Origin of the sequence: Bradyrhizobium sp. SRL28 (assembly GCF_018596315.1) — a bacterium.
GTDB lineage: Bacteria > Pseudomonadota > Alphaproteobacteria > Rhizobiales > Xanthobacteraceae > Bradyrhizobium.
In genome coordinates this window covers 16,535-40,322 of sequence record NZ_JAHEAG010000027.1, presented here as the reverse complement: position 1 = coordinate 40,322, position 23,788 = coordinate 16,535, and the positions used below count along the sequence as shown (strand labels likewise).

Genomic DNA, 23,788 nt, shown 5'->3' with positions numbered 1-23,788 from the left:
CCTCCAGCGCGTCGTTTCTATTTGCGCTCCGCGAGCTGTTTCTTTAGTTCGTCGATAAACTGCTGCGCGCCCTCCTGGGTTAGCAGCTCGCCCGATTTGTCCGGCACGTCGGCCTTCAGGCAGAGCGTCTTGAGCTCATCCCGCTGGGCTTCGGTCATCATCGGCTCTTCCGGCATTATTCCACTCCTCCTTTTCGCGCATCTTATCGATCTCGGCCTTCGGCAGGTCCGGCTAACCTTAGTCCTGGACGCGGGCAAGTGGGCCGATGGCTGGGGCGTTGATGGGTTGTCCTTTCACGTCGAAGATTGAGCCGTGGCAAGGGCAATCCCAGCAAGTCTCAAAACTGTTCCAGTGCAGATGGCAGCCGACATGGGTGCAACTCGCCGAATTCAAATGCAGCGCTCCCTGCTTGTCGCGATAGGCGGCAATCTTCTCAAGGCCGCGCCGGACAATGGCGCCGTCGCCGCACGATAGCTCGTCGAGCGACGTGAGTTCGCCTGGTGCTAGATACTCAGCAAAGCTTTTGAGCGCTGTTATGTTCTCGGCGATGAAATTTTTCGCGGCCTTCAGCGGGACACGACCCGGCGCGTAGATTTCCTTCCATGGATGGTCTTCGCCCGTGATCAGGCAGGCATTCAGCATTGCGCCAGCAACGCCGTGCGTGAGGCCCTGGCCGGAATCGCCCATCGCGACATAGATGTTTGTGCCCCCGGGATCGCGGCCAATGAAGCCGGAGTAATCGATGGTGTCGAGCACTTGCCCGGACCAGCGGTGCGTTTCTTTGCCAAGGCCGGTGATCAAGCCGCGCGCCCATGCTTCAAGCTTTCTGAATCGATCTTCCGCGTCGTCGGCTTCTCCGCTTTTGTGGTCCTCTCCACCGACGAGAACGTAATCGGTATTTGCCGGGCCTGGCTGCAGGCGGACATAATGGTAGGGATCTTCCGTGTCCCAGTAGAGCGCGTCGGGCAAAGCGCCGCGCTCGATCTCAAACGTGATCACATATGTGCGGTATGGCGCCGTCTTGGTGTGAATGGCGAAGCGGTCAGAGATGGAGGAGTTGGTCGCGACGACGGCATGCCGCGAGCGAATGACGCCGCCTGCTGTTTTCGCGGTCACAATGCCATTCTCTTCAGTCACTTCCTCAACCGGGCTGTCACGGTAAAAAGTCACGCCGTTTTCGCGGCAAGCCTTCGCGACGCCGGCAAGATACTTGAGCGGATGAAAGGTTGCCTGCTTGGGATAGCGTAGGACGTGACGATTCTCGCAGCCGTTGAAGGGCACGCCCATGAGCCTGTGGACCGGCGCGCCGACTTCGCGAACTGCCTCCAGCTCTTCATCGATGATATCTGCCGGCATACCTTGACCCTGAAAGAGGTAACCGTCGAGGCGGCGGAAGTCGCAATCGATCTTCTCTTTCTTCTGGATTTCTTCAATGCGGTCGACGGCAGCCGCCTGGCTCTCGCAGAAAAGCGTCGTCGCCTCCTTGCCCCTGATCTTCGTCATTTCGCTGACGAGATCATCGCACAAGGGGGCAAGATGAGCTGAAGTCCTCGAAGTCATGCCTCCGCAGATGCGTCCGCGATCGATGACAAGAACGGACTTACCTCGCTTGCAGAGCTCATACGCGGTCGAAATACCGGCAATGCCAGAGCCGATGACGGCGACGTCGCATTCCCGGACGCCGTCCAGAACTTCCGCGTTCGGGGCAATGTCAATATCCATCCAGAGTGATGTGCTGGCCATGAAACGTTCTCCCAAACACTTGAGAACGCTTACGATACTGGCAAGGTTCCTACGTCTGGCCTTAGGCGGCCAACGATATACGGCCTAGCATTCGCCGCAGGGCTGCCGCGTTTTTGGGGGCATGAGCTTCATTATCGTTGTTGAAGTAAATCCAGGCTCTTTTCGCCCCGCTCGCCCTAATCCTGTCCGCCCAGATCGCCAGCTCGCTCTTCGAGTAATCGTGCCGATACCAGCGCTCGGGGCCATGCAGGCGAATGTAGACTTCGTCGGCTGTCCGGATGAGTTCGTCGGGCAGGCGCGGCCCGCTGCAGGAGCAGAAAATAATTCCGGCCCTTCGGAACGCGGCATAAACTTCCTCATTCCACCAGCTGGCGTGCCTAAACTCCACAACGTTGCGGCGCGCATGATCGAGTTGGCTCACGATCGCGTTCAGCCGCGCCTTTGTGTAGCGGTAGCTCGGCGGCAGCTGAAACAGGAAGCAGCCCATCCGCTCACCTAGAATATCAGCGATGATGCCAAAATCCCGAATGAGCGTCCTTGTGCCCTTGAACGTTTTTACATGGGTGACGAGTTCACAGACCTTGACGGTGTAAACGAACGTTTTCTTGCCGGGCTGGCGCCGCCAGGCCTGGACGTTGGTAACCGTCGGCCAGGAGTAAAAAGATGCATTGATTTCGACGGTGTCGAAGCGCTTCAGGTAGTGCTCAAACCACTTTTCCTGAGATACACCTGCATAAAACGAGTCCCGCCATTTCCAATAACGCCAGCCCGAGCAGCCGACATAGACTGATGACTTCAATTCAGGCGGGCTCTTCGGGCTCTCAGCTTCCATCTTGAGCCGGGCGGCGTGCATCTTCTGGGCGCGCCCGATATTATCCTCGCGCTGCTTTTCGCGGCGGAGCCGCCGCCGCTCGCGGCGCTCCTCGGGAGTCAATTCGCTCCAGTTCGCTGCTGTGAATTTGCGTAGCATGATCTTCGTTTCCGAGTACCTAACGAATGAACAGGGGGAAGGGGTTCCCCAGCCTTGGGAGGTCCCATATGAGTTGGAATGGAGGTGATCCGGATGAAATCGACGTGGTCATCGTCCGCGGGGGACCTGCCGGGCTGAGCGCTGGCCTGATCTGGGACGTTGCCGCCGGCAGGTTCTGCTTTGCGATGATGAACAGCTGCGCAACCGCGCATCGCAGGACATCCCTGGCCTGCTGGGACGTGAAGGCATCCGCGTAGCGGCGGTGGCCATCAACAAGGCCTTTGCGCCGCGACGGGCTTTGCGACTGAAGCCGCTCTCTTACGACTTAACCTCCTTTTCAGCCTTCGGAAACCAGCGCCAGACTCCGAGTACGTTAATTAGAAGGAGAATGACGTTCTGGATAATGAGCGATGCTTTGTTTTCCAGCCAGCCGTCAATCATCCAGGCGATGGAAGCTACGATGAAGATAGCAAAGCCGGTGACGGTAACGCGAGCGTTCCAGTTGGCGGCCACGAGCGCGGCTGCGAGAACTGTCGTCACCGCCGAAAACGTCCTTAGAACCGTGAGTTCTTCCATCCCGTTTCCCTCACAAGGTATGACGCCTGCGCGGCGGTCATGTTTACTTGAAGCGCCAGTTTTCGAGAATCGTCTCCGTCGACACGCATTCCACCTGCTGGCCTAACCGGTTCTCATAGACATTCATCATTGCGTCGTGGGTCTCGTCCGCCGAGCTGCACAGGGCGTCCGTCACCAGAAGAACACGGAAGCCCCAGTCGACAGCGCCCATCATAGTTGCGAGCACGCAGACATCGGTCTCTCCGCCGGTGATAATGAGGGTATCGATTCCGGCGCCGCGAAGCTGCCGGTACAGATCGCTCCCGGTCCACGGGGAATAGACATGCTTGTCGAAGAAGCGGGCAGGTGGGGCAAATCGCGCAAGCTCCGGTACGACATTTATCATGTCAGCGCCGAGCTCATCGACGGTCATCGATGCCCAATGCTCGTAATAGCGCCGCCACATCCCCATGCCCTGACCGGAATGCTGGGCTGGGATGAAGCGCGTAAAGATGGTCCTTTCGGGATGCAAGGAAGTTATTGAAACGATACTAGGCAGAACGCGCTCAAGCCAGGGCATCTTCCATTCCGTGCGTTCTGCAAACATCCTTTGCATATCGACGCATAAGTGCACCGCGCTGGCGCTCGGCGCTTCGTAGCGTAATCCAATATTCTTCGACATATCCCTTCAACCCGGAAAGCCAGCTCCAACGGTGGTCGAAGAAGTTGGTTCCTGTTGAACCAGTTGCCCTGCCTGCTATCCATGCGGCCGTGAACGATAGAGCGGTCAAAGGGCGCGGCTGCCGCGCTGGCGCAAGCGAGTATGCCCTTGACGGCGCGGCAGGCGCCGCCACGCTCGCTTGTGCGAGATCATAACCGATGACAAGAGGGAGACGCGCTCGCTTCCGCACCTGATCGACGCTCCAGCCGACGCGTCCGGCAGGAGGGAACAGCCCCGCGGCGAACGAGACGGATCTTCGGGGCGCTAACCCGTGCTCTGCGGGAAGGCGACGGTTGGCGCTACATCGGTCGTTTCGGTACAGGTTTCAGCCACGCCGCGCATGAGGAACTTCATGCCCAGCTCATCAAGCGGAAGACTTCAGCATCTCCTTTCGCAATGAAAGTGAAGGACTAGGCGTCACTTCATGGGTCAGACCGCAGCTCGTCACCGAAGATTTGCCGACCGGACAAAGCCGGCGAGATGCGGTATCCGGTTTATCCGGATCTGAGAACCGACAAGCGGGCAGGAGGTCGCGCGTGAACGCAAAGAACCGCGGATAGCCACTTCCCGATGCCTCTATGCTCTCGCCGAGGAACTTTCGCCTAGGCTTTGCCCTTATTGGCGAATAGCCAAGGATTGAGAGCCATGTGGTGGACAGTAGCAAAAGAAGCGGTAGCCAACTGGTCGAGCCACAAGGACGCCCGTCAGGGAGCGGCTCTGGCCTATTACTCCGTATTTTCGCTCGGACCCATCATCCTAATTGCCATCGCTGTGGCAGGTCTCTTCTTCGGCCAGGAGGCTGTCACTGCCCAGGTGATTTCATCATTGAAAGCGATGCTGGGCGAAACCGGTGCCAAGGCTGTCGAGGCGATGCTGGCTGGGGCAAGCCGTCCCGCCGCCGGCGTCCTCGCAACGATCCTCGGAATAGGCGCCTTGCTGTTCGCCGCCATCGGCGTGGTCGTGCAGTTGAAGGATGCCCTCAACGTCGTGTGGGAGGTGGAAGAGTCCGAGGAAAGCGGCCTCTGGCACTTCGCCCGCAACTACGTCTTGTCGTTTGCAGCGGTGCTCGCTCTTGGTTTTTTGCTTCTCGTATCGCTTCTTGTAACCGCAGGTCTCGCCGCGGCAGGAAATTTCATCGCTCCTTACTTGCCGGAAGGCGTCTTGCATATTGTGAGCATGCTGGTTTCGTTTGCCGTTGTTACGGTCCTATTCGCGATGATGTTCAAATGGCTGCCAGACGTTTCCGTCGCCTGGGCCGATGTCTGGCTCGGCGCGCTGCTCACGGCGCTATTCTTCGAATTGGGTAAGGCCGCTATCGGATTTTACATCGGCAAGCAGGGCCTTGAATCAACTTACGGAGCTGCCGCTTCGATCGTGGTCGTATTGATCTGGGTCTACTACACCTCGCAAATCATTCTGATGGGCGCCGAGATCACCCACGCTTATTCCAAACGTCGCCACCATCCATCAACGAATGCTCGTCCCGCGCCCGGCGGCGTGGCACGCGGACGCGCTTAAGATGAGCAGGCGCGTCCCTGGCCCCGTGCTGGCGATAAAATTGGATCCCGACTTTACTGCTCATCGGTTTGCATCTGAGCGGTCGCCTGTCGGGCACGTCGTCGCAGGATTGAAAGGCGGGCTGCTATCGCCGATTTGCTGCGTTTGAACGCCGCGGCGATGGAAAATAACGGCCGCCCAGTCCTGTGCAACTCCAGCAAACGGATATCGTCATCAATAGTCCAAGGCGCGTTTCTCTTCATCATGAATGCTCGTTGCGCCGTTAAGCCATTATCCTGTAGATCAGGGTGATCATTGCATTGCCGATGCAAAAGGCGAGCATCATACAGACGATGACCTCGTCGTAATCCAAGTCTGGTTCTCGCTCTTTCAAAGATCCTCCCGCACGCCACGATAGAACGAATGCCGTATCTTGCCTTCTACTGTAGGGCCGGGTTTTGAGATTCATAGGCGCCAGACCCCGGCGCGCCCGCTTGAAGCGATCCGCGAATGAAAAGCGTGGGAGCCTCACTCCAGAGATCGCGGGCATACCCCACGCCTTCAGTCCACGGCCAATTCCTTGCGGACGGCAGCGGCTGAATTTCCGACCTTGTCGATGGCCCTCTGTAATTTCTTCCTTCGAAACGCTGAGGTGCTTCGTCCAATAACGAACCTCATGGATTTGGTTCATATTGATCTTGCTTCGGTCAGGCTGCTCTCTCGTTGTGAGGTTATCCGTCATCAGACCTTCCTTGCGATACGATCGGAGCTGCGCAGATAGCGGAGCCCCTCGACTGCGAGCGCCTTTTCATCAGCCTCCATGCCGGCCAAATGCGCCGTCAGTCTTTTCGCGCACGGCCTCTGCCTCTTCGCGCGTGAGGCCGGCCATCATCATGAAGGTCTGCATTACGCGGTCGATTGCTGCCTGCATCCGTTCCTCTATATGCAGCGCTTAACTGCGGAACAAAAGCTAGGTTCCTAAGGAGCCCGCATGGAGGAAGCCACGGACGGAGTAGCGCGTTGTTTGCAGTGCGGAAAGCGGATGGTCCCAGTCCCTAATCCCGAGTCGAACAGTGCGTATTCTGCGACAAGCTGGACCCGATGAAGATGCCCGCGGCAAAGCAATGGGCCGACAGCCCGCTTGCCCCTCCTGTTTCGGAGCTAGTCCCTTAAAGAGCTGATGCACGCATTTCTCGCGGAAACCCGATCTCCACGGGAGCCACTTTGCAACCTTGCCGCTATCTGGCGCGTTGGAAAGTACTTACCTTTCCAATCCATGAGCCATGCTGAAGCCAGCCGGATTTCCAGGACACCGCCTTCGCCGCGCAAGAAGCTTTCCTATTGCGGTCCGCCCAACCAAAGCGGACATCGCTATCGCGCGCGAGATCGCTCGCAACACGGCTCCGGCCCCGGAGTATGCGGCCCGCGCCCTGACTTGGGGCGCCGACGAAAAGGTGTTGTTGGTTCTGGCCACGGCCGGCTGGATCATCTCCCGCGGGCGCAGCGAGCCGTTGCGGCGCGCAGGTAATCACGCGCTGCTCGTTACGGCAGCGACGTCTTTGTTGCCACATGTCATGAAGTCGTTGTTCGACCAGACCCGGCCCGATCGCAGGACGGTGGTCGGGCACATCCATGGGGTCCCCTTTTCCGGAAAGCGCGAGGATGCCTTTCCTTCCGGGCATGCGATGCACATGGGGGCTTTGGCATCCGCAGCCGAGACCCTGCCAGCCGGTCCCCGCCGGACGATCCGAGCCTTCGCGATCGGCCTCTCGCTGACGCGGGTTGTGGTCCTGGCGCACTGGGCGAGCGACGTCGTGCTTGGCTTCGCGCTCGGAGCAGCCCTTGAGCGCCTGCTGCGGCTGTGGACCGGCTATCCGATCGCCACGGCCAACTCGAAGGAGAACGAACATGCCGATACTTGAGGACCTGAAGGAATACGCCGAACGTGCGACCGGTCTCCGGAGGCCCGGCAGACGGAAAGCCCCCGCGCTCGCCCGGCCGCGTAAGCCCCATACGGTTCGTTTCCAGGACGACGGCGGTCTGGTCCCGAACCATCCCCGATGGCCGCTGATCATCTATCGGGGCGCCGTGAATCTCGGCGCGCGGCACGACCCGGCGGCCGTGATCGAAGACCTGTTCGAGGCGAACGGATGGGCCGAGACCTGGCGCAATGGCGTCTACGACTATGTGCACTATCACTCGCGAATCCACGAGGTGCTCGGCGTTACAAGCGGCAAGGGGAGGGTCCGCTTCGGCGGCGCCAAGGGACGGATATTCACCTTAAAGGCCGGGGACGTCGTCATTCTTCCGGCTGGCACGGGCCATCAATGCCTTTCCGCCGATGACGACTTCCTCGTCGTGGGGGCCTATCCGGCGGCCGGCACCTACGACGAGTGCACCACGGTGGACGACCGGCCGCGGGCACTGAAGACCATTCCGAAGGTGCCTGTGCCGCGCAAGGATCCGGTCTACGGGTCCGGTGGAGCGCTATCCAAACTTTGGAAGAAGGCCAAATGACGGAGTACATCGTCCGCTTTCTCGTTGGTGGCGCGGTCGTTTCCGCCTTCGCGATGCTCGGCGACGTGCTGCGTCCAAAGAGCTTCGCGGGCCTTTTCGGTGCGGCGCCCTCCGTGGCGCTCGCTACGCTTGGCATCGCGGTTTACGCGCACGGCGCAGGCTACGCTGCGGTACAGAGCCAATCCATGATGGCTGGCGCGATAGCGCTCGCCGTCTACAGCGTCGTCGTCTGTCATCTCCTCGTTCGCGTGCGGCTGCGGGCCTTGCCGGCGACCATGCTGTCGCTCGCAGCTTGGCTCCCGGTTGCCTTTCTTCTGCTGGCGATCGCGAGAGCGCAGACATGACGCCCGTCCGCTTCTCGCTGTCGTCGCTCAAGGAAGGCCGGTGGTACGAATACCTGATCCGTTTTGTCCTCGGCGGCGCGGCGACCGTGTTCACCGGTCTTATCAGCAGCCGCTATGGAGCGTCCGTAGGTGGCCTTTTTCTCGCGCTTCCGGCTATCTTCTTCGCCAGCGCAACATTAATCGAGAAGCACGAAATCCGCCGCAAACGGAAGGCTGGCCTCTCCGGCGAGCGCCGCGGCCAAATGGCCGCCGCCGTCGATTCCGCCGGCGCCGCGCTAGGAGCAACGGGTATGCTGGTGTTCGCGGCAATCTTTTGGCTGACTGTGGAGCGCAGCATTGCGGGCGCGTTCACTGCAGCATCGTGCGCGTGGCTAGTCGTTTCGATTGCCGCCTGGTACGTGCGACGCAAAATGCGGTCGGTTCGGAGAGCTGGAAGGCTCCGACAAGCAAACGACTCCGCTACCGCGCGGAGCCGTTCTAGCTGATATGAACTGCTATCAGGCCGCGTTGGATGCCTTCGCGTTGACGCCCTTGCGCAGCGCCACCGTGTTGAGCTTGGTATTCGCCGCCTTTTCCTCGTTCAGATTGGTCGTCAGGAAGCGCACGATCTCGTCGTGGCCGAGTTCTTCGGCCCAAGCGATCAGCGTTCCGTATCGGCACATTTCATAGTGCTCGACGGCCTGCGCGGCTGCGACGAGGGCGGCGTCCAGCACGGCCTTGTCCTCGATCTCGCCCGCAGTCTCGTCGGCCTCCTTAATGATGCCGTCGATCGCGGGACACTGCGTTCCGCTTGGCTCCTTGCCGAGCTTCTGGAACACCTTTTGAAGCCGCTCGACCTGCTTGTTTGTCTCTTCGAGATGGGCTTTCAGACCCGTGGCGAGGTCGCGGTTGGTCGCCTTTTCGATCATCTTGGGCAGGGATTTGATGATCTGCTGCTCGGTGTAGTAGATGTCCTGCAGGCCATGGATCAGCAAGTCATCCATGGTTTTGATGTCCTTGGTGAAGATTCCCATATTCGACGTCTCCCTTTCGCAATGATGGCAATGGAACGTCGTTGGCCCCTCGGGGTTCCCATCCATGAGGTCGCAACGAAGCTGATGGCGTCCCGTCCGGGAATGGCGGCAGTCGACTGCGGCATCCCTTCTAACTGGGTCGCCGCAAGTTGGCTGCCGAGGGTCGAGAACGTAGTGCTGACAAGGCCGAGCTGAGCCGTGGCCAGCCAGTGCGACTTCGCTCTTTCACAGCTACCTCTCCCATCAGCCGAACGGCTTCATGACCACTTTGATGCAGCCGTCCTTCTTGGCACGGAACGTCTTGTAGAGGTCTGGGCCCTCGTCAAGCGTAGCGCGATGGGTGATGACGAAGCTTGGATCGATCTCGCCTTTTTCGATGCGTTCCATCAGTTTGGGCAGGTAGTGCTGAACAGGGGTCTGGGCCATGCGAAAAGTTAGGCCGCGATTGATGGCGCTGCCCATCGGGATGTTGTCAAGCATGCCTCCATAAACGCCGACGATGGAGACGGTGCCGAAGTTGCGGCAGCATTGGATCGCCTGCCGCAAAACATGCGGACGGTCGGTGCCCATGAAGGTCGCTACCTTGATACGGTCGATCACGGAATCCACGCTTGCCTTGGTTTCGGGCTCGGTGCCGACCGCATCGATGCAGGCATCGGCGCCGCGACCTTGCGTGAGTTCCTGGATGCGCTCATAAATATCTTCCTTCATGAAATCCAGAGTGATGGCGCCTGACTTCGTAGCGAGCGCCAGGCGCTCGGGTACCGTATCGATCGCAATCACCCGCTCAGCGCCCAGCAAGAATGCGCTCTTGATTGCAAATTGGCCAACCGGTCCGCAGCCCCATACCGCAACGGTCTCTCCGCCTTTGAAGTTGCAGAAATCGGCCGCCATGTAGCCTGTCGGGAAGATATCTGACAGGAACAACACCTGCTCATCCGTGAGTCCCTCTGGTATCTATAGGGACCGACGTCGGCATAGGGGACGCGCATATATTCCGCCTGGCCGCCGGCGAAACCGCCCAGCATATGCGAATAGCCGAAGAGGCCGGCCGGAGAGTGGCCCCAGAGCTTCTCGGCCTGCTTCGCGTTGGGGTTGGAGCGTTCGCAGCCGGAGTAAAAGCCGTTCCTGCAGAAAAAGCATTCGCCGCAGGCGATGGTAAACGGTACCACCACCCGGTCTCCCACCTTGAGCTTCGTGTTGTGCGTGCCGACCTCGACAACCTCGCCCATGGTCTCGTGGCCGAGTACGTCGCCCTTTTCCATGGTCGGCATGATGCCGTCGAACAGATGCAGATCCGAGCCGCAGATCGCGCAGGCCGTCACCTTGATGATTGCGTCGCGCCCATCCTGAATCTTCGGATCGGGAACCGATTCGCAGCGAACATCGCTCTTGCCGTGCCAGGTGAGGGCTTTCATGGACTGCTCCAAAGAGTTGTTTGACAAGACCAAGCGTGAGCGCAGCGGCTTGTTCCTTTTCCAAATAGGAACGGTCTCGCGTCAGTTCGATTAGGCCCGAAGCAACCGAAAAATGCGGAATGCCAAGATGGAGATGGCCATGGCCGGACAATTTGCGATCGTGACAGGCGCCTCGACCGGCATTGGTTTTGAGCTTGCTCGACTTTGCGCGGCCAAGCACTATGACCTTCTGGTCGCGGCGGATGACCCCTAAATCGAGACGGCCGCGCAAGCGCTGCGCAACGAAGCGAACAGTAGCGCCGTTGTGGCGGTTCAAGCCGACCTTGCCACCGTCGAAGGTGTCGACAAGCTCTATGAGGTCGTTCAGGGGCGCAAGGTTGACTTGCTGATGGCCAATGCCGGCCGCGGTTTGGGGCATGCTTTTCTTGATCAGGACTGGAACCGCATTCGTCAGGTCATCGACACCAACGTCACCGGCACCACCTGTTTGATCCATCGTGTGGGCAAGGACATGCGGCGCCGCAATGAGGGACGCATTCTGATCACCGGCTCGATTGCGGGCTTCACCCCCGGCAGCTTTCAGGCGGTCTATAATGCGACCAAGTCCTACCTGAATTCATTCTCATTCGCACTGCGAGAGGAACTGCGCGATACGAAGGTTACCGTGACTTGTCTGATGCCCGGGGCTACCGAAACGGAATTCTTCGCCCGCGCGGACATGCTCGATACCAAAGTCGGATCCGAAGACAAAGATGACGCCGCCATGGTCGCCCGCATGGGCTTCGAGGCGATGATGAAGGGCGAAGGCGATATCGTCACCGGCCTGAAAAACTAGATTCAGTCGGCGATCGCCAATGTGACGCCGGCCGAGCTTCTTGCCAAGCAGCATCGCAAGAAGGCGAAGCCGGGTACGGCAAGATCATAGACTGCTGTTCACGGCTGCGTTTCGCCCGCAGCCTGTCGGGTTTGCAACTGGTTCGCGATGCATCCTAAGGCGACACAATCCGGGAGGCGGCGAGCACGTCTAGGCCTCGAACGTCCAGTCAGGCACGAGTTCAAGGAGATCGAGGCCGACGATATGCGCAGGTCTGAATTGACCTCAAGCGGACATGCCGGCGGAGAGGATTGTCCTCCGCCGACGTCCGGCGGGTCCGAGATGGAGCAGCATGATTGGCCATTCCGATACGGGGCACCCCATCACTCAACCCTCCTGGAGCCCCAACCGAGTTGACGCTTGAAATTCGCAACACTCCCCGACGAGAATGACCTAAGCCAAGATGATAAACCCCACCGAAGCTCCGCGAGGACACACGACTTCGTGCCGTTGAGCGAAACGTCATCATATATTTATTGCTCCCGTTCGTCCTTAGTCCTTCGCTTCAGGTTAGATGGCTTTTCTTCACAATCGGTGGCGTCCACGTGCCGTCGATAATCGATGGTGGGTCTTAATTCGGCCAGTACGTGCGCAGCATCAGGATGCACTTGCCTTTCGGTGCGGGAAGCCAATTCGATTCTTTGTCCCGGGAGATTGATTTTGGATGTAGAGATCCGTTGAGTGGCGCTCAGCGACGGCAGCGAGGTGACAGTCATGCAGTAATTCGTCGCCAATTCGTCGCCGCGTCCGGCGGTCATGACTGCAACGCCCCCGGCGAGGCGACGCATGAGCGAGCGGAATTGGCGTTCGAATGGCTAGGAGGCGCATGATCGCTGGTGTATACCAACTGGGGTGACGGAATTCGAAACTGTAACGTCGCCTTGGCGCCAGCATTCGAAGAAATCCAGATAACTGCATCGGCCTGGAAGTTGCGGGCAATTGAAGAAGGACCGGGCCGGCCTTGTCACCAAGCAACGATAGACGAATACGCGATCCGCTTCGCTCAAATCCCTAAACGGATTCCAGGGCGTCAATCGGTCAGTTGTTTTGACTAGTGCCGGGAAGATTTCTTCTTGGCCTTTCTTCCTGGCATCATCTTTTTCACAGCTTTTCGGGTCGACCTCGCCGCGGACGTAGCAGCCTTCTTTGCCGTCTGAACAGCTCCCGAAACCGCAGACTTCTTCTTCGCCTTCTTGGCCATCGTTACCTCCTCGATCTAGATTTCTTGGCTTTCTTTCCGGCTTTCTTGTTCGAGGCCTTCTTGGCCATCGACTTCTTCGCTCTCTTTGCGACCTTATTGGCCGACCGCTTTGGCGCTTTGGTTTTGCTAATCGACTTAACCGCCTTCTTCACCCGTTCGGGCGGCTTCTTGGCGGCCGCTTTACGCACGCGCTTGGCAACTGACTTGACCGCGGTTTCAGCCAGCGCGCCCGCTGCCGCAGCGACCAAGTCTGTGATCTGTTCGCCTACGGGCTTCTTAGAGTCGTTCTGCTCTTCCTTTTGCTTGGTATCGTCCATGAGTCCCTCCACTGCAGACCGTACAGTAGTGTGATTGGAAAGACAGACCCCGCGCGCAGGACGCTTCGCTCTTGGCAGATTGAAGGCGTTAAGCGGCCTGCAATTCTTCTTCGGCTTCAAGGTTGACCGCATCCTTGGCAAGAACCGTTAGCGCCTTGTCGGTCATCTCTTCTTCTTTGAGTGTCTCCTTCAGAAGCCGCGCGGCATCGCGCAAGCCCAGTTCTTCCGCCCAAGTGCGCAGCGTGCCATAACGAGAAATCTCGTAATGCTCGACGGCTTGCGCCGCCGCCAGGAGACCAGCGTCAAGGGCGGGCATTCCTTTATACTCCTTCATGATCTCGGCGCCTTCTTCGGTAATGCCATTGATAGCGGCGCACGTCTTGCCACGCGCGGGCTTGCCGATGATTTTGAAGACGCTGTCGAGACGCTTGATCTGTCCGCGTGTTTCGCGCTCGTGCTTCGTAAAAGCCGCCTTCAGCTCTTTCGATTGCGCAGCTTTGGCCATTTTCGGCAGGGTTTTGAGTATTTTGTTTTCTGCGTAATAGATGTCTTTGAGCGTGTCGTGGAAAAGATCTTCGAGAAACTTGGGCTTCTTGGCCATAGAACGATTCCTCTTGGGGTTTTAGACACCCTTAAACGATCACAAACTCGTTAAGTTCCTAATTGAGGCCTCAAAGCAGGCTGGTGTTCGGTGATTCAAGCCCGCTGGTTCATGCCGGCAGACTTTGTTCTGACGATTGTCCGCGGACTCGCGTGACCGACGGTTGCGTGCGCTATGTTCGTCGCCTTCACTGCCTCGTTCTTCGGCACAAAACTCGCTTGTGTCGTATTACGACGAGGTTGCCCTGAAAGGTCTGCAACTGGCCGAAGCCGATGCCCCACGCGACATCCACGAACACGCCTGAGACGTTATCCGTTCGCTTGCGGAGACTGAAGCCTTCGAGCAGTCTCGACGTGAGAGCAAAAAGATCGAGATGCGGTTCGCCGCACCTCAAGCCCATCCTGAAGCTCGGCCGGTTTCGACTACGCGGCCCGCCAGGCGCCCAGGATGAGTTTGTTCTGGCCGCCATCGCTCAAGGCCGCCAAACGGAAGCGAGCCTTACTGTAGGCGTTCGACCTGGAAGGTGAACTTAACTCGCATCACCGCGCCGTTGTCGTCGCGAAACTCGATCGCCAAATCGCGCGTGAGCCCGTTACCGTCAGTGGCCCGCACTTCGTCCCTTGCGGCAAGTGCACGGGCCGCTTCGTCTTGCACGGTGTCCAAGGTGGAAAGCACCATTCCCCTTCATCGGGAATGACGCCGTCAACGTCGTGAAAATCGAAAAATACCGGCGCATTCAATCGCTCCCTGTTAGGCGGGAGCGCTGTGGCGTCTCTCTGTCACCGGCAAAGGCCAAAATCAGAAACGGTGATGGTACGCGAAGGCCGGGGCTGAGTTCCTAATCGAAATTAGGGCACTGACGATTTCAAAACTGGCTACTGAGGCCGGAAAGAACATTAGGACACTCCAAAAATCAAACCCAGGCACTGGGCTGTACTATTCCCTGATCTATGTTTGTCTTTGGCGTGTATGTTTGATTCGAGCGGAGTGGGGTGTCCTCCCTCAATTGGCGCGCGGCCGCGCCCCGAGAAGTTGCAGCGGTCGCGCACCTTGGAGACGACGCCTTCAAGGTCGACCTTGCAGGCGTGCGCGAACATCTCTTTGCCGTCTACTTCGAAGCTTTCGCTGAACTGGACGTCGGTCCCGTCGATGATCTTCTTCAGATGCTCCTTGCGCCGGATCAGCGGCAGCTTTCGAAGGTCATAGCCATTGGGATAGAGAAGGTCGAGCGCGACCAGCACTATCATTGTCGACTTTCCCTTCAGCTCCTTCTGAAGGACTGAAAATCCTTCGTGCCGTCAACGGCTCGAACGACAATCTCGCCGTCGATAATGGCTGAACCAGCGCTGATGTGCCAGGCGTCGTCCGCGACCTTCCTGAAACGCTTGGTCCAATCGCTGCCGCGGGGGTGAAAACCTTGGCGGCCTCGTTCACCAGGTGAACTTGCACACGATAGCCGTCGATTTGATCTGTGGATCCAGCGATCGCCGGACGGCACTTTCTCAATCGACGTCGCCAGTGCGGGTTCGACGAATCCGGGGAAGGGCTTTCACGCCGATTGCCACCGGCTTCTTACGCTGAAACGCCACGCCACAAACCCCACTAACAAAACAGGGTCGCTCAGAGGATCCCGGCGGCCAAAAAATTCAAGGGCGTGCGGGTGGAGAGGAGGGCTGGGAAAAAGAAAAAAGCGAGAGCGGGCGGACGATGTTGATTAGCCGAACATTTGTTATAGCTGGCTCCAAAGGATAGGCGCAGCTTCTTAGCGTCAGCCCGTGCGGATGCGTGGCCGGCTGGCGGTTGCTCCTCAAGAGGCCTCAGCTCACCCGGCTGAGCTGGGGCCTTTGGCGGTTCGGCCAGATCTCGTGAGCCGGCGTAAGGGGTTAGAGTGGCATGCCACGTTACTATTTTGATGTATGGGAGGCCGGCGGGCTCACGCTGGACGATGAGGGGATAGAACTACTGGACGTCGAGGCCGTGCAGAACGCGGCTGTGCAGTCCTTGGCAGACATGGTCAGGGACACGGTTAATTCCAGGAGCAACGTCGGGCCTGATATGGCAATCGAAGTTCGCGACGCAGATGGGCCCGTCCTTCACGTCAAGTTCACGCTCGCGATAGAGCGGCCCAAGCTCACCATCATTGCAAACGGCCTCAGCGCGGGGGGAGAGCTGAGGCCGTCGTCACAGGAGTAGTGCCGGTGGCGGCCCGGCACCCAGCCCCAATATTTTACCGGCCTGCTTAGTTCCTAAGCCCCTCAGCCTGCTGCCCGTCAATCGGCTGCTGGCCTTCAATGGCGCCGGTGCCGATCAGCCATTCGCGCTCTTTAGCGAGCAAGCGATAGCATGCGGCGATGTCGCCATATCGCTTTTTCAGCACGTCGACGGTAGCCGTCGCAGCTAGGGCTTCGAATTCGGCCGCTCTTTCCAAGTACTCCGCGACGCTACGCACCTTGCCCTCGTCATTCCGGGGGTCGCAAACCGGACGACTCGAGCCACTCGTCGATATGCGCTGCGGTCTCGGCCTGCCGGGCCTTCCGCTCGAGGCCGTGCCGCTCCGTACCGGGCGGTAGTTTCTCGGCTTCCGCCCGTAAGCGTTCGGCCTCCTGGCTTAGGTCATCGGGGAAGGACACCACGTGTCTGAAACGGCGTCGCTGCATGGCGCTGCTCCATTCCGCGAGGATAGCGGGCGCGCAAGGGGCGTTCTCATCACCGATAGCTGCCGTGCGGTGACCGGAACATTTTTGCGCCGGTTCTCGCTGGGCGCCACTGATTTATTTTTGTTCCACAAGGGAACTTTTGATTTTGGCTCGGGCGGAGGTATTTAAGTACTTTCAGGCACTCTGCGAGATGTACTGCCATTCCCTCTCGATCAAATACGTTTCCCTCTAGGTCAAAGGTCCTCGGGAACTCCTTTTGACCGTGTTCCGGAACCCGGTGAGGAGATGCAAGCCGCAGTATCGGGCAGAAGGTTTCTATTGCCAGGCAAAGGCGGAGCTGAGCACGCCTCAATATTTGCTTGGCCACGTCACAAAGCGCCGACGACGGCCGGCTCACCTCAGCACCGCGTCCAACAGCTGCTGTGGCTCATAGGGCTTCATAAAAAAGTGGGTGTCGTGCGGGACCAAGGGCGGGCTGTGTCCTGAGACCATCACGACGTTGAGGTCCGGGAATTTGCGCTTGGCATACTGCGCAAGTTCGACGCCGGACATCCCTCCACTAAGCTGTATGTCGGTCACTAGCGCCCGGAGTTCAGCGCCTGTTGTAGCTAGGACAAGTTCCGCGACCTCTCCATTGGCACACTCCACCACCTCAAGTCCCTCGCTTTTCAGAAGGTCAGCCAAGGCCTCCCGCTGGAACGCATCATCCTCCACAATGAGGGCTACGAAGTTCGACATCATTGCCTCCGGAAAAGAAAATAAATCGCGGAATTCGCAAGGGTTGCATCGCCATTCGTAGGCGCCTTGCCTTCCTTGTCAGCGTTCCGCCTGGTTGGCTTCCATCGATGGCGAGTCACGCCTACGCAGCTCCACAGGGCAGCCTCCAGCCCCGGGAGTCGAGAAGGACGGCGCAAAGAGCTGGAGCCGCAATGGCGTCTATGGGAAGGTGCCACGCGATGCATACGCCGTGAGGCCTGGATTCGTTCCGAGGAAGGCTTGCGTAGCTTCTCGAGGATTTCACGCGGGCCAGCTAGGGTATTCCTCTGCGACTTGCCTGGTCGGTGCGCGAAGGCTCGTCTTTCCGATCACGGGCGGCTTGCTTTTAGTGAACCGGCCCCAGCCCCTCGGAGCAGAAACGCTGGGGCCGCCATTCCAATGCGCCATGCAGGGGCGTGGCGCCCCGCATCAACGCGAACGCAGGTCCGTTCCTGGCGAGCCTTAGATAGCCTCGTAAGCTGTTGGCTCCTTTTCTCGCCCGATCAAGGCCGACCGCATATTCTGCCGGCGAAAGGAAGGGGCCGTTTATCTTCTCGATATAGATGCGGCCATCCCGGCGGGCTCGAGCAGCTAGGCAGATCAGAGCCCTTTCGTGCGTCGCCAATCGTCGCCCATCTTTGACTCCAAGGTACCGTTCTCAGATTCAATTCGTTTGTCTTGAAACGTGCCAACTTTTCCCGATGCCCTGATTTGGAGTCGAGGTCGGCGACGATAGATTGGTGGAAGCGGTGCGAATTGTTCTCGGAGATTAGGAACGAGGTGGTAGCGGCCGAGTTAAGGCGACAAACTCACTATTGAGGGAGGAAGCCATGGCCCGTGCGACAGCCCATCCTGATCATCAATGCATCTCAAGCGAAGACATTCAGGGAACCGAGGTTTACGAGGCAGGTGGAAAGAATATCGGTGAGATTGATCACCTCATTATCGACAAGGTGTCAGGTCGCGTGGCCTACGCCGTCATGAGCTTTGGCGGATTTGTTGGGTTAGGCCACAGCCATTATCCCATACCCTGGGCCGCTCTGACATATGATACGTCGCTTGGTGGTTTCCGAACAAATATTACCGAGCAACAGTTGAGGGACGCGCCTGAGTTCAGTGATGACTCGTGGCAGGATCGAGACTGGGAAACGCGCACCCACCAGTACTACGGGACACCCACGTACTGGGAGTCGCGAGGTGGCCTAATACGCTAAGCTGTGCATCTCAACTGGCGGCTGTGGAGCCAGCCCCATCAAAAGGCTCGCAGTGCTGAAAACCTGCGGGCCTTTCTGTGGCCAGCGGGATGTCTGCTAAGGCCCAATGGCACGCAACGCGTCAAAAGGCGAAATTCCGGGATGACCAGCGCATGTCTGCACTGGCCGGGACCTCAAAAGTGGACATCTCTCGTTCACGCCCTAGCGGCCAATGGTTTGTGTTAATCGAGAGTTTATCCTCTACCATCGATACCGCTTCACCGGTCGACGCTCCGAAGAAAGCTGCCTAACAGGCGCCGCATAGCAGTCGCGTTTTTTGCGCATAGGCATCGTTATCATAATTGAAGTAGATCCAGGCTCTCTTCGCCCCACTTGCTTTAATCCTGTTCGTCCACTCCAGCTGCTCGTCCTTTGAATGCCGATACCAGCGCTTGGGTCCGTGCAGCGTACGTATACTTCGTCAGTCGTCCGGATAAGCTCATCAGGAAGCCGTGGCCCGCTGCAAGAGCAGAAGATAATGCCTGCCTCACGGAAGGCGCTGTAAACCTGCTCATTTCACCAGCTGGCGTGCCGGAACTCAACGGCGTTCGGCGCGCAGGATCGAGCTGACTGACGATCGCATTCAGCCGCGCCTTGGAGTAACGGAGGCAGATCCGCGGGATCCCCGCCATTTCCAGTAGCGCCAGCCAAGGTAGCCGACATAGGCCGCCTTCAAACGAGGCGTTGAACGCGAGCCTGCGGAATTCAACTCCTTTCGGGCAAGGTGCATCTTTGCGGCGCGGCCGACATTATCCTCGCGCTGCTTTTCGCGGCGTGGCCGCCTCCGTTCGCGCCGCTCCTCTCGGGTTAGTTCTTTCCATCGAGTTGCTGTGTTCGCGCGTGGCATGATTTTCTTCCCAAATACTAACGCCTGAGTGGTTACCAGGGGTTCTTCTTATATGTTTACGCAACGAAAGGGCTTCCAATGAAATTCGATGTTCTCGTTGTCGGCGGCGGGCCTGCCGGATTAAGCGCCGCACTTATTCTGGGGAGGTGCCACCGCAAAGCATTGCTCTGCGATGAAGGACATCAGCGCAACCTGAGTTCGCACGCGATTCACGGCCTGCTCGGACGGGAAGGCCGGTCCCCCTCGGCATTCGTGGATGAGGCGCGGCAAGAACTCAGCCTTTACAGTTCGATTTCGGTGCGCGGGACACGAGTAACCGACATCATTCCAAGGGGCGACGAATTCGAGTTTGTGTGTTCGGACGGAACAACCGGAAGCACTTCAATAGTCTTGCTTGCGACAGGTCTCGTTGACGAGCTTCCTGAATTAGCGGGAATCGAGCCTCTTTACGGTGTTTCCGTGCACCATTGTCTATATTGCGACGGCTTCGAATACGCGGGGAAGCCCGTAGCTGCATTTGGCAAAGGGGATAAAGGGGCTGAGCTTGCCATTATGATGAAACACTGGATGGCGGATGTTGTGGCCTGCTGCGATGGGACTGAGGTCAGTACGCAGGCGAAGCGAAAACTCAAACAGCACGATATTCCGCTGCGCTTGGAGCCCATTGAATCCCTCGAAGGTACGAACGGAGAGCTCACAAAGATCGTATTCAGGAGCGGGCCGGATCTGCCCCGGGCAGGTTTGTTTTTCTCGACGGGCTGCCATCAGGCGTCCGACCTCTCCGAACGCCTTGGTTGCAAGCGCGATGCAAAGGGCGGCGTCGTGACGGACCCCGACACGGAGGAAACCAGCGTCCCGGGCGTATATGTGGCGGGTGACGTGTCGCGCGACGTTCTTCTTGTCGCCGTAGCCATCGCGGAAGGCGCGCAGGCGGCCGTCGCCATCAATAAGGATTTCTTGCGCCGCGACGGATATTGCGAGTGATGAATTTGGGAAGATAGTTAGCTTTTCGCTTCCTTCACGGCCTTTGAAAACCAGCGCCAAATGCCGATGGCATTCATGAGAAGGAGGAACACATTCTGGATACGAGCGACGCTTTGCTTTCAAACCCAGCCGTCGGCCATCCGGGCGATGGAGGCAACCATGAAGATCAAGAAGCCAGCTGGTGATACGGGCATTTAAGTTGGCGGCTACGAGGGCCGCAGAAAGCTAAACGCTTTGCCTTTTCAGAACGCTGAGCCGTCCGTCGCCTTCCAGCGTAGCCAGCTTGATGTCTTCGTAGTTGTCGACACTCTGTTCGCGCAGATGCGATTTCAGTTCATCTTCGGTAATCATTTCCTTGTTCAGGTTCTGGGGAAGCAACCTGCCGTCGCGAATGAGCGTAAGGCTTGGAGTCTTCAAATACGGCCGCGTCGCTGGAAAGCGCCAGGCGATCCAGTCCAGAAGATATTCCCACGCAACGATCGTAAGAACGAGGGCGATACCCTCGGTTACCGAGCTGTACTCTTTTCCAAGCCCATTCTGAGCGGCATCGGCGATCAAGACGATGACGAGGAGATCAGCAGGCCCGAAATGTCCCGCCTGGCGACGCGCCATGAAGCGGAGGATCACGAAGAGTCCGAGATACATGAGGCTGCCGCGAACAACGATCTCTGCAAGTCCTATTGCCGGCACAAACACGGAATTCCAGTCGACCGATAGATTCATGGCTTACTCCTAATGTATCTACTCCAGAAGAAGGCCTGATAGCACTGATGATGTTTTGCGCGGCCGTAGCTTAACCGTCTGCAATAGCTGCCAGCAGACGGTCGAGGAAAACCGCTTGCCCTTTTAAAATTTTCGCGCGAGCCACCTCAATTTCAAACCATACGGCGCGATCGAGTTCGAGAAACATCTGACGCCGGCCGGACGGCGGCCATTCCATCTCGAACATATTGCTCTTGAGATCGGCGGCGTCCCAGTCATGTTCAACAGCCCATGCGTGAACGATCTTTCCTCCTGGCTGCTTCGACCGCGCCGACGGTGACCGGTTTCTTCCGCAAACTCGCGCTTTGCTGCGGCGAGGGAAGTTTCACCCGCGCCGATCAAGCCTTTTGGAATCGACCACGATCCCAGATCCTTCTTGCGCCAGAAGGGTCCTCCGGGATGACCGAGCAGGACTTCGACGCTACCGTCCTTTAACCGATAGAGGAGAAGCCCCGCGCTCTGTTTACTGGAAAGGGATGTTGCCATTATCGCACGCGAGGCTGCGCGGACGGCGTCTGCCGTCTATTGTGAAGATGACGGAGAAGTATAGCGGGACGCATGGCATTGATTACGCGGTCCGGCGGTATGCCTCCTTTACGGGCCATCTCCACACCCCAATGCATGTGGTCGAGCTCCCCTGATGGAATGGGCTCGGGATTGACGCTTGGTTGCTATCGCCGAAACCTTTCAAGAACAATGTTGTGCAACGTTTCGGCGGTAGGCCGGTTCCGATCGGCCCCATGCGCAGGAACATTCCGCGGCTCGCGCCCCGGAAAATCTAAAGTGGCAGGGATCCTTGTCCCTCAGCCCAATCGATGACCTCGAACAGCATGCCCCGTCTAAGCATTTCGGATTCCAAGTCTGCTGCGTGTTTCTTCCACTCTTGCGTATCGCGGACCTTGAACCTGGGTTCGCCGCCTTGGCGTTCGGCCGCGTCATCGGCAGCCAAAGCACCACGGACGGCAGCGTACATCATCGTGAGGCTGTCATTTGTGAAAGCCTGATAATCCATCTACTCTCTTACAAAAAAAGCCATCGCAGGTATTCCCAGCGACGGCTCTACTCAATACGCGCGACCACCAGAAGGTCATGAGGATCGTGGCGGATACAAAGCCGCAAGGCTGATGTCCTAAGATGTATTTATTCCCCGGAGGTCGGAATGACCGATACGTCATCACGGAAGTTTGCCGTCATCAATGGCTCGTGTTTGCGGATAGGCAAAGCATTGCTTTTTGCGCGGACGAGAACGAGGCAGTGAAAAGCGATGACCGGACATAGAGCACGCAACCGTCGATCACACGAGTCTGCGGACAGTTCGTCAGAACAACGCCTGCCGGCAAGAACCAGCGGGTTTGAATTCACCCGACTCTAAGATTTTCCGCGGACGTTTTGCTTCGGCTGCTCACTTCTTCGTAGCTCACCCTGGCACCCTCATTGAGGCTGCTCAGGCCGGCTTTCTCAACCGCTGAAATGTGCACGAAAACATCCTTGCCGCCGCTGTCAGGCTGGATAAACTCATATCCGTTGGTTGCATTAAACCACTTCACTGTCCCTATCGCCACTTCAGTATCTCCCGCTAACGAAAAGGTGGGATTTCAAACACGCGCGATTCATCAGCCAAGCTCGTGGCCGCTTGGCGGCAAAAAGCCGTCGTTATGACGATCTAGCGTCGGCTACTTGCCCAGGCGTTAAGAGATCATTACCGTCTGAGCCGCTACGCGTGCAGGCCATTCGCTGCCGGTTGTGCTTCCTCACCGATCGGCGCCGGCGCTTCATTATTTGAAATTTCCCGTATCGTTCGGATTTTCCGCAGCGAAAGGCGCATGGTTCATAGCTGATCGAGTGCCAGCAATCGGTTGTTAATTTCCTCGGTCAAAACGCTGAACCTGGTAGCGCTGAACTGAAGGCGAATGGGAGATGAAGTTCAACAGCACAACGAGGGCGATATGATTTCAGTTTTGATAGGGGTTTTAATTATCGTCGTCGTCGGCGCAATCTGCTTTTGGGCCATCGACAAATTCGCCACTGACAGCCGACTAGCAAATCTGCTCAAGTTGCTCGTGGTGCTCGTCTGCCTCGGTGCGATTTTGCAACGAGTGCTGCCGCTGACATATTAGCCAATGCCCCGGGGTTGGGTAGAGATGGCGCATTATGCGGGCGCCCTTGGGGCTGATCTACACGATTTTAGTGGATGGACGGCCTGTCGTCGCACTGGAAGCTACTGGCCGTGAGGCGGTTGAGCTTTGCCGAGAGGAATGGTTTCGAACCGAATTGTGTGCGCTGAGCTCAAATGGCGAACCACTCTGCAGGATCGGATCAAAACTGCAAGCACGTGTAGCTGTCGAAGAAGAGAGGACTAGTTATCAGGAAGCGTCGAAAGAAGTTCAGGCCTCCGACGACATCCTGTTGGTATATTTGGTTGAGCTGGACGATTTATAGATGGTAGCGGCGTTTCTGCCATGCCAACGTTTCGTGATCTGATCGAATTCATTCCGACCGGCGAGACAAGTTGTATTTCCAGGCCGCGGAGTTGGGACTGAAGGTGAAGAGATGCATAGGCACCGCCGCTTCTACGAAAAAAGTGCCGTATGCAGAACGTCGTCCCGCGAGGCGTATGCGACTAGTAGACCTGCCTTGTCTGAACCGTCGCCGATGCCGAGTGGACCGAAGACGCCGCTTTCAATGCTCCCGCGGCGACCAAGTCCGTGATCTGTTCGCATGCGGGATTCTTAGGCGCGCTCTGCTCTTTATTCTGCTT

General features: G+C 58.0%; 28 protein-coding genes and 7 pseudogenes. 14 read left to right on the top strand and 21 right to left on the bottom strand.

Annotated elements, in window-relative coordinates:
• Positions 1-17: 17 nt before the first annotated feature.
• The 3 genes from KIP88_RS33510 to KIP88_RS33500 all read right to left on the bottom strand — a co-directional run bounded on the left by KIP88_RS33510 (position 18) and on the right by KIP88_RS33500 (position 2,713).
• Positions 18-176, bottom strand: a complete 159-nt coding sequence (locus tag KIP88_RS33510) for a DUF3072 domain-containing protein (RefSeq protein ID WP_214492423.1) — start codon at positions 174-176, stop codon at positions 18-20.
• Positions 177-237: 61 nt separating this feature from the next.
• Positions 238-1,743 carry an FAD-dependent oxidoreductase gene (locus tag KIP88_RS33505; RefSeq protein ID WP_214492422.1) on the bottom strand — a complete coding sequence of 502 codons (1,506 nt, stop codon included), beginning with the start codon at positions 1,741-1,743 and terminating at the stop codon, positions 238-240.
• A 61-nt stretch (positions 1,744-1,804) separates the two neighbouring features.
• On the bottom strand, positions 1,805-2,713 hold the full coding sequence (locus KIP88_RS33500) for a DUF72 domain-containing protein (protein ID WP_214492421.1): 909 nt from the start codon (positions 2,711-2,713) through the stop codon (positions 1,805-1,807).
• 68 nt (positions 2,714-2,781) lie between these two features.
• On the opposite strand from KIP88_RS33500, the gene KIP88_RS33495 reads away from it, so the two are divergent.
• Positions 2,782-2,970, top strand: a complete 189-nt coding sequence (locus KIP88_RS33495; RefSeq protein ID WP_214492420.1) for a hypothetical protein — start codon at positions 2,782-2,784, stop codon at positions 2,968-2,970.
• Positions 2,971-3,031: 61 nt separating this feature from the next.
• On the opposite strand, the gene KIP88_RS33490 is transcribed toward KIP88_RS33495, so the two are convergent.
• Positions 3,032-3,289 (bottom strand): hypothetical protein, encoded by a 258-nt coding sequence (locus KIP88_RS33490; RefSeq protein ID WP_214492419.1) that lies wholly within the window; start codon positions 3,287-3,289, stop codon positions 3,032-3,034.
• 43 nt (positions 3,290-3,332) lie between these two features.
• Positions 3,333-3,950 carry a cysteine hydrolase family protein gene (locus KIP88_RS33485; protein WP_214492418.1) on the bottom strand — a complete coding sequence of 206 codons (618 nt, stop codon included), beginning with the start codon at positions 3,948-3,950 and terminating at the stop codon, positions 3,333-3,335.
• Between the two features lie 291 nt (positions 3,951-4,241).
• Here KIP88_RS33485 and KIP88_RS46790 point away from each other — a divergent pair, with 291 nt between their 5' ends.
• Both KIP88_RS46790 and KIP88_RS33475 read left to right on the top strand, forming a co-directional pair.
• Positions 4,242-4,403 (top strand): hypothetical protein, encoded by a 162-nt coding sequence (locus KIP88_RS46790; RefSeq protein ID WP_308163694.1) that lies wholly within the window; start codon positions 4,242-4,244, stop codon positions 4,401-4,403.
• Between the two features lie 204 nt (positions 4,404-4,607).
• Positions 4,608-5,507, top strand: a complete 900-nt coding sequence (locus KIP88_RS33475; protein ID WP_249791200.1) for a YihY/virulence factor BrkB family protein — start codon at positions 4,608-4,610, stop codon at positions 5,505-5,507.
• Between the two features lie 540 nt (positions 5,508-6,047).
• On the opposite strand, the pseudogene KIP88_RS33470 reads toward KIP88_RS33475, so the two are convergent.
• Positions 6,048-6,228 (bottom strand): annotated as a pseudogene (locus KIP88_RS33470) (DUF3606 domain-containing protein).
• A gap of 541 nt (positions 6,229-6,769) precedes the next feature.
• On the opposite strand from KIP88_RS33470, the gene KIP88_RS33465 reads away from it, so the two are divergent.
• The 4 genes from KIP88_RS33465 to KIP88_RS33450 are packed head-to-tail and all read left to right on the top strand — an operon-like array spanning position 6,770 to position 8,832.
• Positions 6,770-7,408 carry a phosphatase PAP2 family protein gene (locus KIP88_RS33465; protein ID WP_214492417.1) on the top strand — a complete coding sequence of 213 codons (639 nt, stop codon included), beginning with the start codon at positions 6,770-6,772 and terminating at the stop codon, positions 7,406-7,408.
• Entirely contained in the window at positions 7,395-8,003 is a 609-nt protein-coding gene (locus tag KIP88_RS33460; protein ID WP_214492416.1) for a cupin domain-containing protein, read from the top strand. The genes KIP88_RS33465 and KIP88_RS33460 overlap by 14 nt, the downstream gene beginning before the upstream one ends.
• Complete coding sequence (locus KIP88_RS33455) at positions 8,000-8,347, top strand: DUF3147 family protein (protein WP_214492415.1); 348 nt, start codon at positions 8,000-8,002, stop codon at positions 8,345-8,347. The genes KIP88_RS33460 and KIP88_RS33455 overlap by 4 nt, the downstream gene beginning before the upstream one ends.
• Positions 8,344-8,832, top strand: a complete 489-nt coding sequence (locus tag KIP88_RS33450) for a DUF3147 family protein (RefSeq protein ID WP_214492414.1) — start codon at positions 8,344-8,346, stop codon at positions 8,830-8,832. Before KIP88_RS33455 ends, KIP88_RS33450 begins: the two co-directional genes overlap by 4 nt.
• A gap of 12 nt (positions 8,833-8,844) precedes the next feature.
• On the opposite strand, the gene KIP88_RS33445 is transcribed toward KIP88_RS33450, so the two are convergent.
• The gene (locus KIP88_RS33445) at positions 8,845-9,360 is read right to left on the bottom strand and encodes a ferritin-like domain-containing protein (protein WP_214492413.1); all 516 of its coding nucleotides are present in this window, start codon (positions 9,358-9,360) and stop codon (positions 8,845-8,847) included.
• A 243-nt stretch (positions 9,361-9,603) separates the two neighbouring features.
• Positions 9,604-10,778 (bottom strand): annotated as a pseudogene (locus tag KIP88_RS33440) (zinc-dependent alcohol dehydrogenase).
• 133 nt (positions 10,779-10,911) lie between these two features.
• Here KIP88_RS33440 and KIP88_RS33435 point away from each other — a divergent pair.
• Positions 10,912-11,703, top strand: a pseudogene (locus tag KIP88_RS33435) (SDR family NAD(P)-dependent oxidoreductase).
• A gap of 520 nt (positions 11,704-12,223) precedes the next feature.
• Here KIP88_RS33435 and KIP88_RS46785 read toward each other — a convergent pair.
• The 7 genes and pseudogenes from KIP88_RS46785 to KIP88_RS33400 form a co-directional block, all read right to left on the bottom strand.
• Positions 12,224-12,333, bottom strand: a pseudogene (locus KIP88_RS46785) (DUF1214 domain-containing protein); the annotation flags it as partial.
• Positions 12,334-12,516: 183 nt separating this feature from the next.
• A pseudogene (locus KIP88_RS48570) lies at positions 12,517-12,591 on the bottom strand (hypothetical protein); the annotation flags it as partial.
• 112 nt (positions 12,592-12,703) lie between these two features.
• Positions 12,704-12,853, bottom strand: coding sequence for a hypothetical protein (locus tag KIP88_RS46775; RefSeq protein WP_249791199.1), 150 nt, complete (start codon positions 12,851-12,853; stop codon positions 12,704-12,706).
• Between the two features lie 2 nt (positions 12,854-12,855).
• Positions 12,856-13,170 carry a hypothetical protein gene (locus tag KIP88_RS33420; RefSeq protein WP_249791198.1) on the bottom strand — a complete coding sequence of 105 codons (315 nt, stop codon included), beginning with the start codon at positions 13,168-13,170 and terminating at the stop codon, positions 12,856-12,858.
• Positions 13,171-13,258: 88 nt separating this feature from the next.
• The gene (locus tag KIP88_RS33415; protein ID WP_214492411.1) at positions 13,259-13,771 is read right to left on the bottom strand and encodes a ferritin-like domain-containing protein; all 513 of its coding nucleotides are present in this window, start codon (positions 13,769-13,771) and stop codon (positions 13,259-13,261) included.
• A 498-nt stretch (positions 13,772-14,269) separates the two neighbouring features.
• The gene (locus KIP88_RS33405; protein ID WP_214492410.1) at positions 14,270-14,449 is read right to left on the bottom strand and encodes a hypothetical protein; all 180 of its coding nucleotides are present in this window, start codon (positions 14,447-14,449) and stop codon (positions 14,270-14,272) included.
• A 341-nt stretch (positions 14,450-14,790) separates the two neighbouring features.
• Positions 14,791-15,360: pseudogene (locus KIP88_RS33400) on the bottom strand (DNA ligase); the annotation flags it as partial.
• Positions 15,361-15,664: 304 nt separating this feature from the next.
• Between KIP88_RS33400 and KIP88_RS33395 the strand changes: the two are divergent.
• A complete protein-coding gene (locus KIP88_RS33395) occupies positions 15,665-15,964 on the top strand; it encodes a hypothetical protein (protein ID WP_214492409.1) in 300 nt (99 codons plus the stop codon).
• Between the two features lie 46 nt (positions 15,965-16,010).
• On the opposite strand, the gene KIP88_RS33390 is transcribed toward KIP88_RS33395, so the two are convergent.
• On the bottom strand, positions 16,011-16,220 hold the full coding sequence (locus KIP88_RS33390; protein WP_214492408.1) for a hypothetical protein: 210 nt from the start codon (positions 16,218-16,220) through the stop codon (positions 16,011-16,013).
• A gap of 184 nt (positions 16,221-16,404) precedes the next feature.
• On the opposite strand from KIP88_RS33390, the gene KIP88_RS33385 reads away from it, so the two are divergent.
• A complete protein-coding gene (locus KIP88_RS33385; RefSeq protein ID WP_214492407.1) occupies positions 16,405-16,596 on the top strand; it encodes a hypothetical protein in 192 nt (63 codons plus the stop codon).
• Between the two features lie 225 nt (positions 16,597-16,821).
• Here the strand turns inward: KIP88_RS33385 and KIP88_RS33380 are convergent, their stop codons facing one another.
• A complete protein-coding gene (locus tag KIP88_RS33380; protein WP_214492406.1) occupies positions 16,822-17,166 on the bottom strand; it encodes a response regulator in 345 nt (114 codons plus the stop codon).
• Between the two features lie 848 nt (positions 17,167-18,014).
• Here KIP88_RS33380 and KIP88_RS33375 point away from each other — a divergent pair.
• Both KIP88_RS33375 and KIP88_RS33370 read left to right on the top strand, forming a co-directional pair.
• Entirely contained in the window at positions 18,015-18,398 is a 384-nt protein-coding gene (locus tag KIP88_RS33375) for a PRC-barrel domain-containing protein (protein WP_214492405.1), read from the top strand.
• A gap of 964 nt (positions 18,399-19,362) precedes the next feature.
• The gene (locus tag KIP88_RS33370; protein ID WP_214492404.1) at positions 19,363-20,268 is read left to right on the top strand and encodes an NAD(P)/FAD-dependent oxidoreductase; all 906 of its coding nucleotides are present in this window, start codon (positions 19,363-19,365) and stop codon (positions 20,266-20,268) included.
• 225 nt (positions 20,269-20,493) lie between these two features.
• On the opposite strand, the gene KIP88_RS33365 is transcribed toward KIP88_RS33370, so the two are convergent.
• From KIP88_RS33365 to KIP88_RS33350, 4 genes and pseudogenes are all read right to left on the bottom strand, one after another.
• Positions 20,494-20,964, bottom strand: coding sequence for a YetF domain-containing protein (locus KIP88_RS33365; RefSeq protein ID WP_308163689.1), 471 nt, complete (start codon positions 20,962-20,964; stop codon positions 20,494-20,496).
• Positions 20,965-21,061: 97 nt separating this feature from the next.
• A pseudogene (locus KIP88_RS33360) lies at positions 21,062-21,516 on the bottom strand (NUDIX domain-containing protein).
• A gap of 292 nt (positions 21,517-21,808) precedes the next feature.
• A complete protein-coding gene (locus KIP88_RS33355) occupies positions 21,809-22,042 on the bottom strand; it encodes a hypothetical protein (RefSeq protein WP_214492402.1) in 234 nt (77 codons plus the stop codon).
• 346 nt (positions 22,043-22,388) lie between these two features.
• Complete coding sequence (locus KIP88_RS33350; protein ID WP_214492401.1) at positions 22,389-22,592, bottom strand: cold-shock protein; 204 nt, start codon at positions 22,590-22,592, stop codon at positions 22,389-22,391.
• Positions 22,593-22,940: 348 nt separating this feature from the next.
• Between KIP88_RS33350 and KIP88_RS33345 the strand changes: the two genes are divergently transcribed.
• Together KIP88_RS33345 and KIP88_RS33340 are read left to right on the top strand one after the other, a co-directional pair.
• Positions 22,941-23,147 carry a hypothetical protein gene (locus tag KIP88_RS33345; RefSeq protein WP_214492400.1) on the top strand — a complete coding sequence of 69 codons (207 nt, stop codon included), beginning with the start codon at positions 22,941-22,943 and terminating at the stop codon, positions 23,145-23,147.
• Between the two features lie 46 nt (positions 23,148-23,193).
• The gene (locus KIP88_RS33340) at positions 23,194-23,469 is read left to right on the top strand and encodes a hypothetical protein (RefSeq protein WP_214492399.1); all 276 of its coding nucleotides are present in this window, start codon (positions 23,194-23,196) and stop codon (positions 23,467-23,469) included.
• The last annotated feature ends 319 nt before the right edge of the window (positions 23,470-23,788 follow it).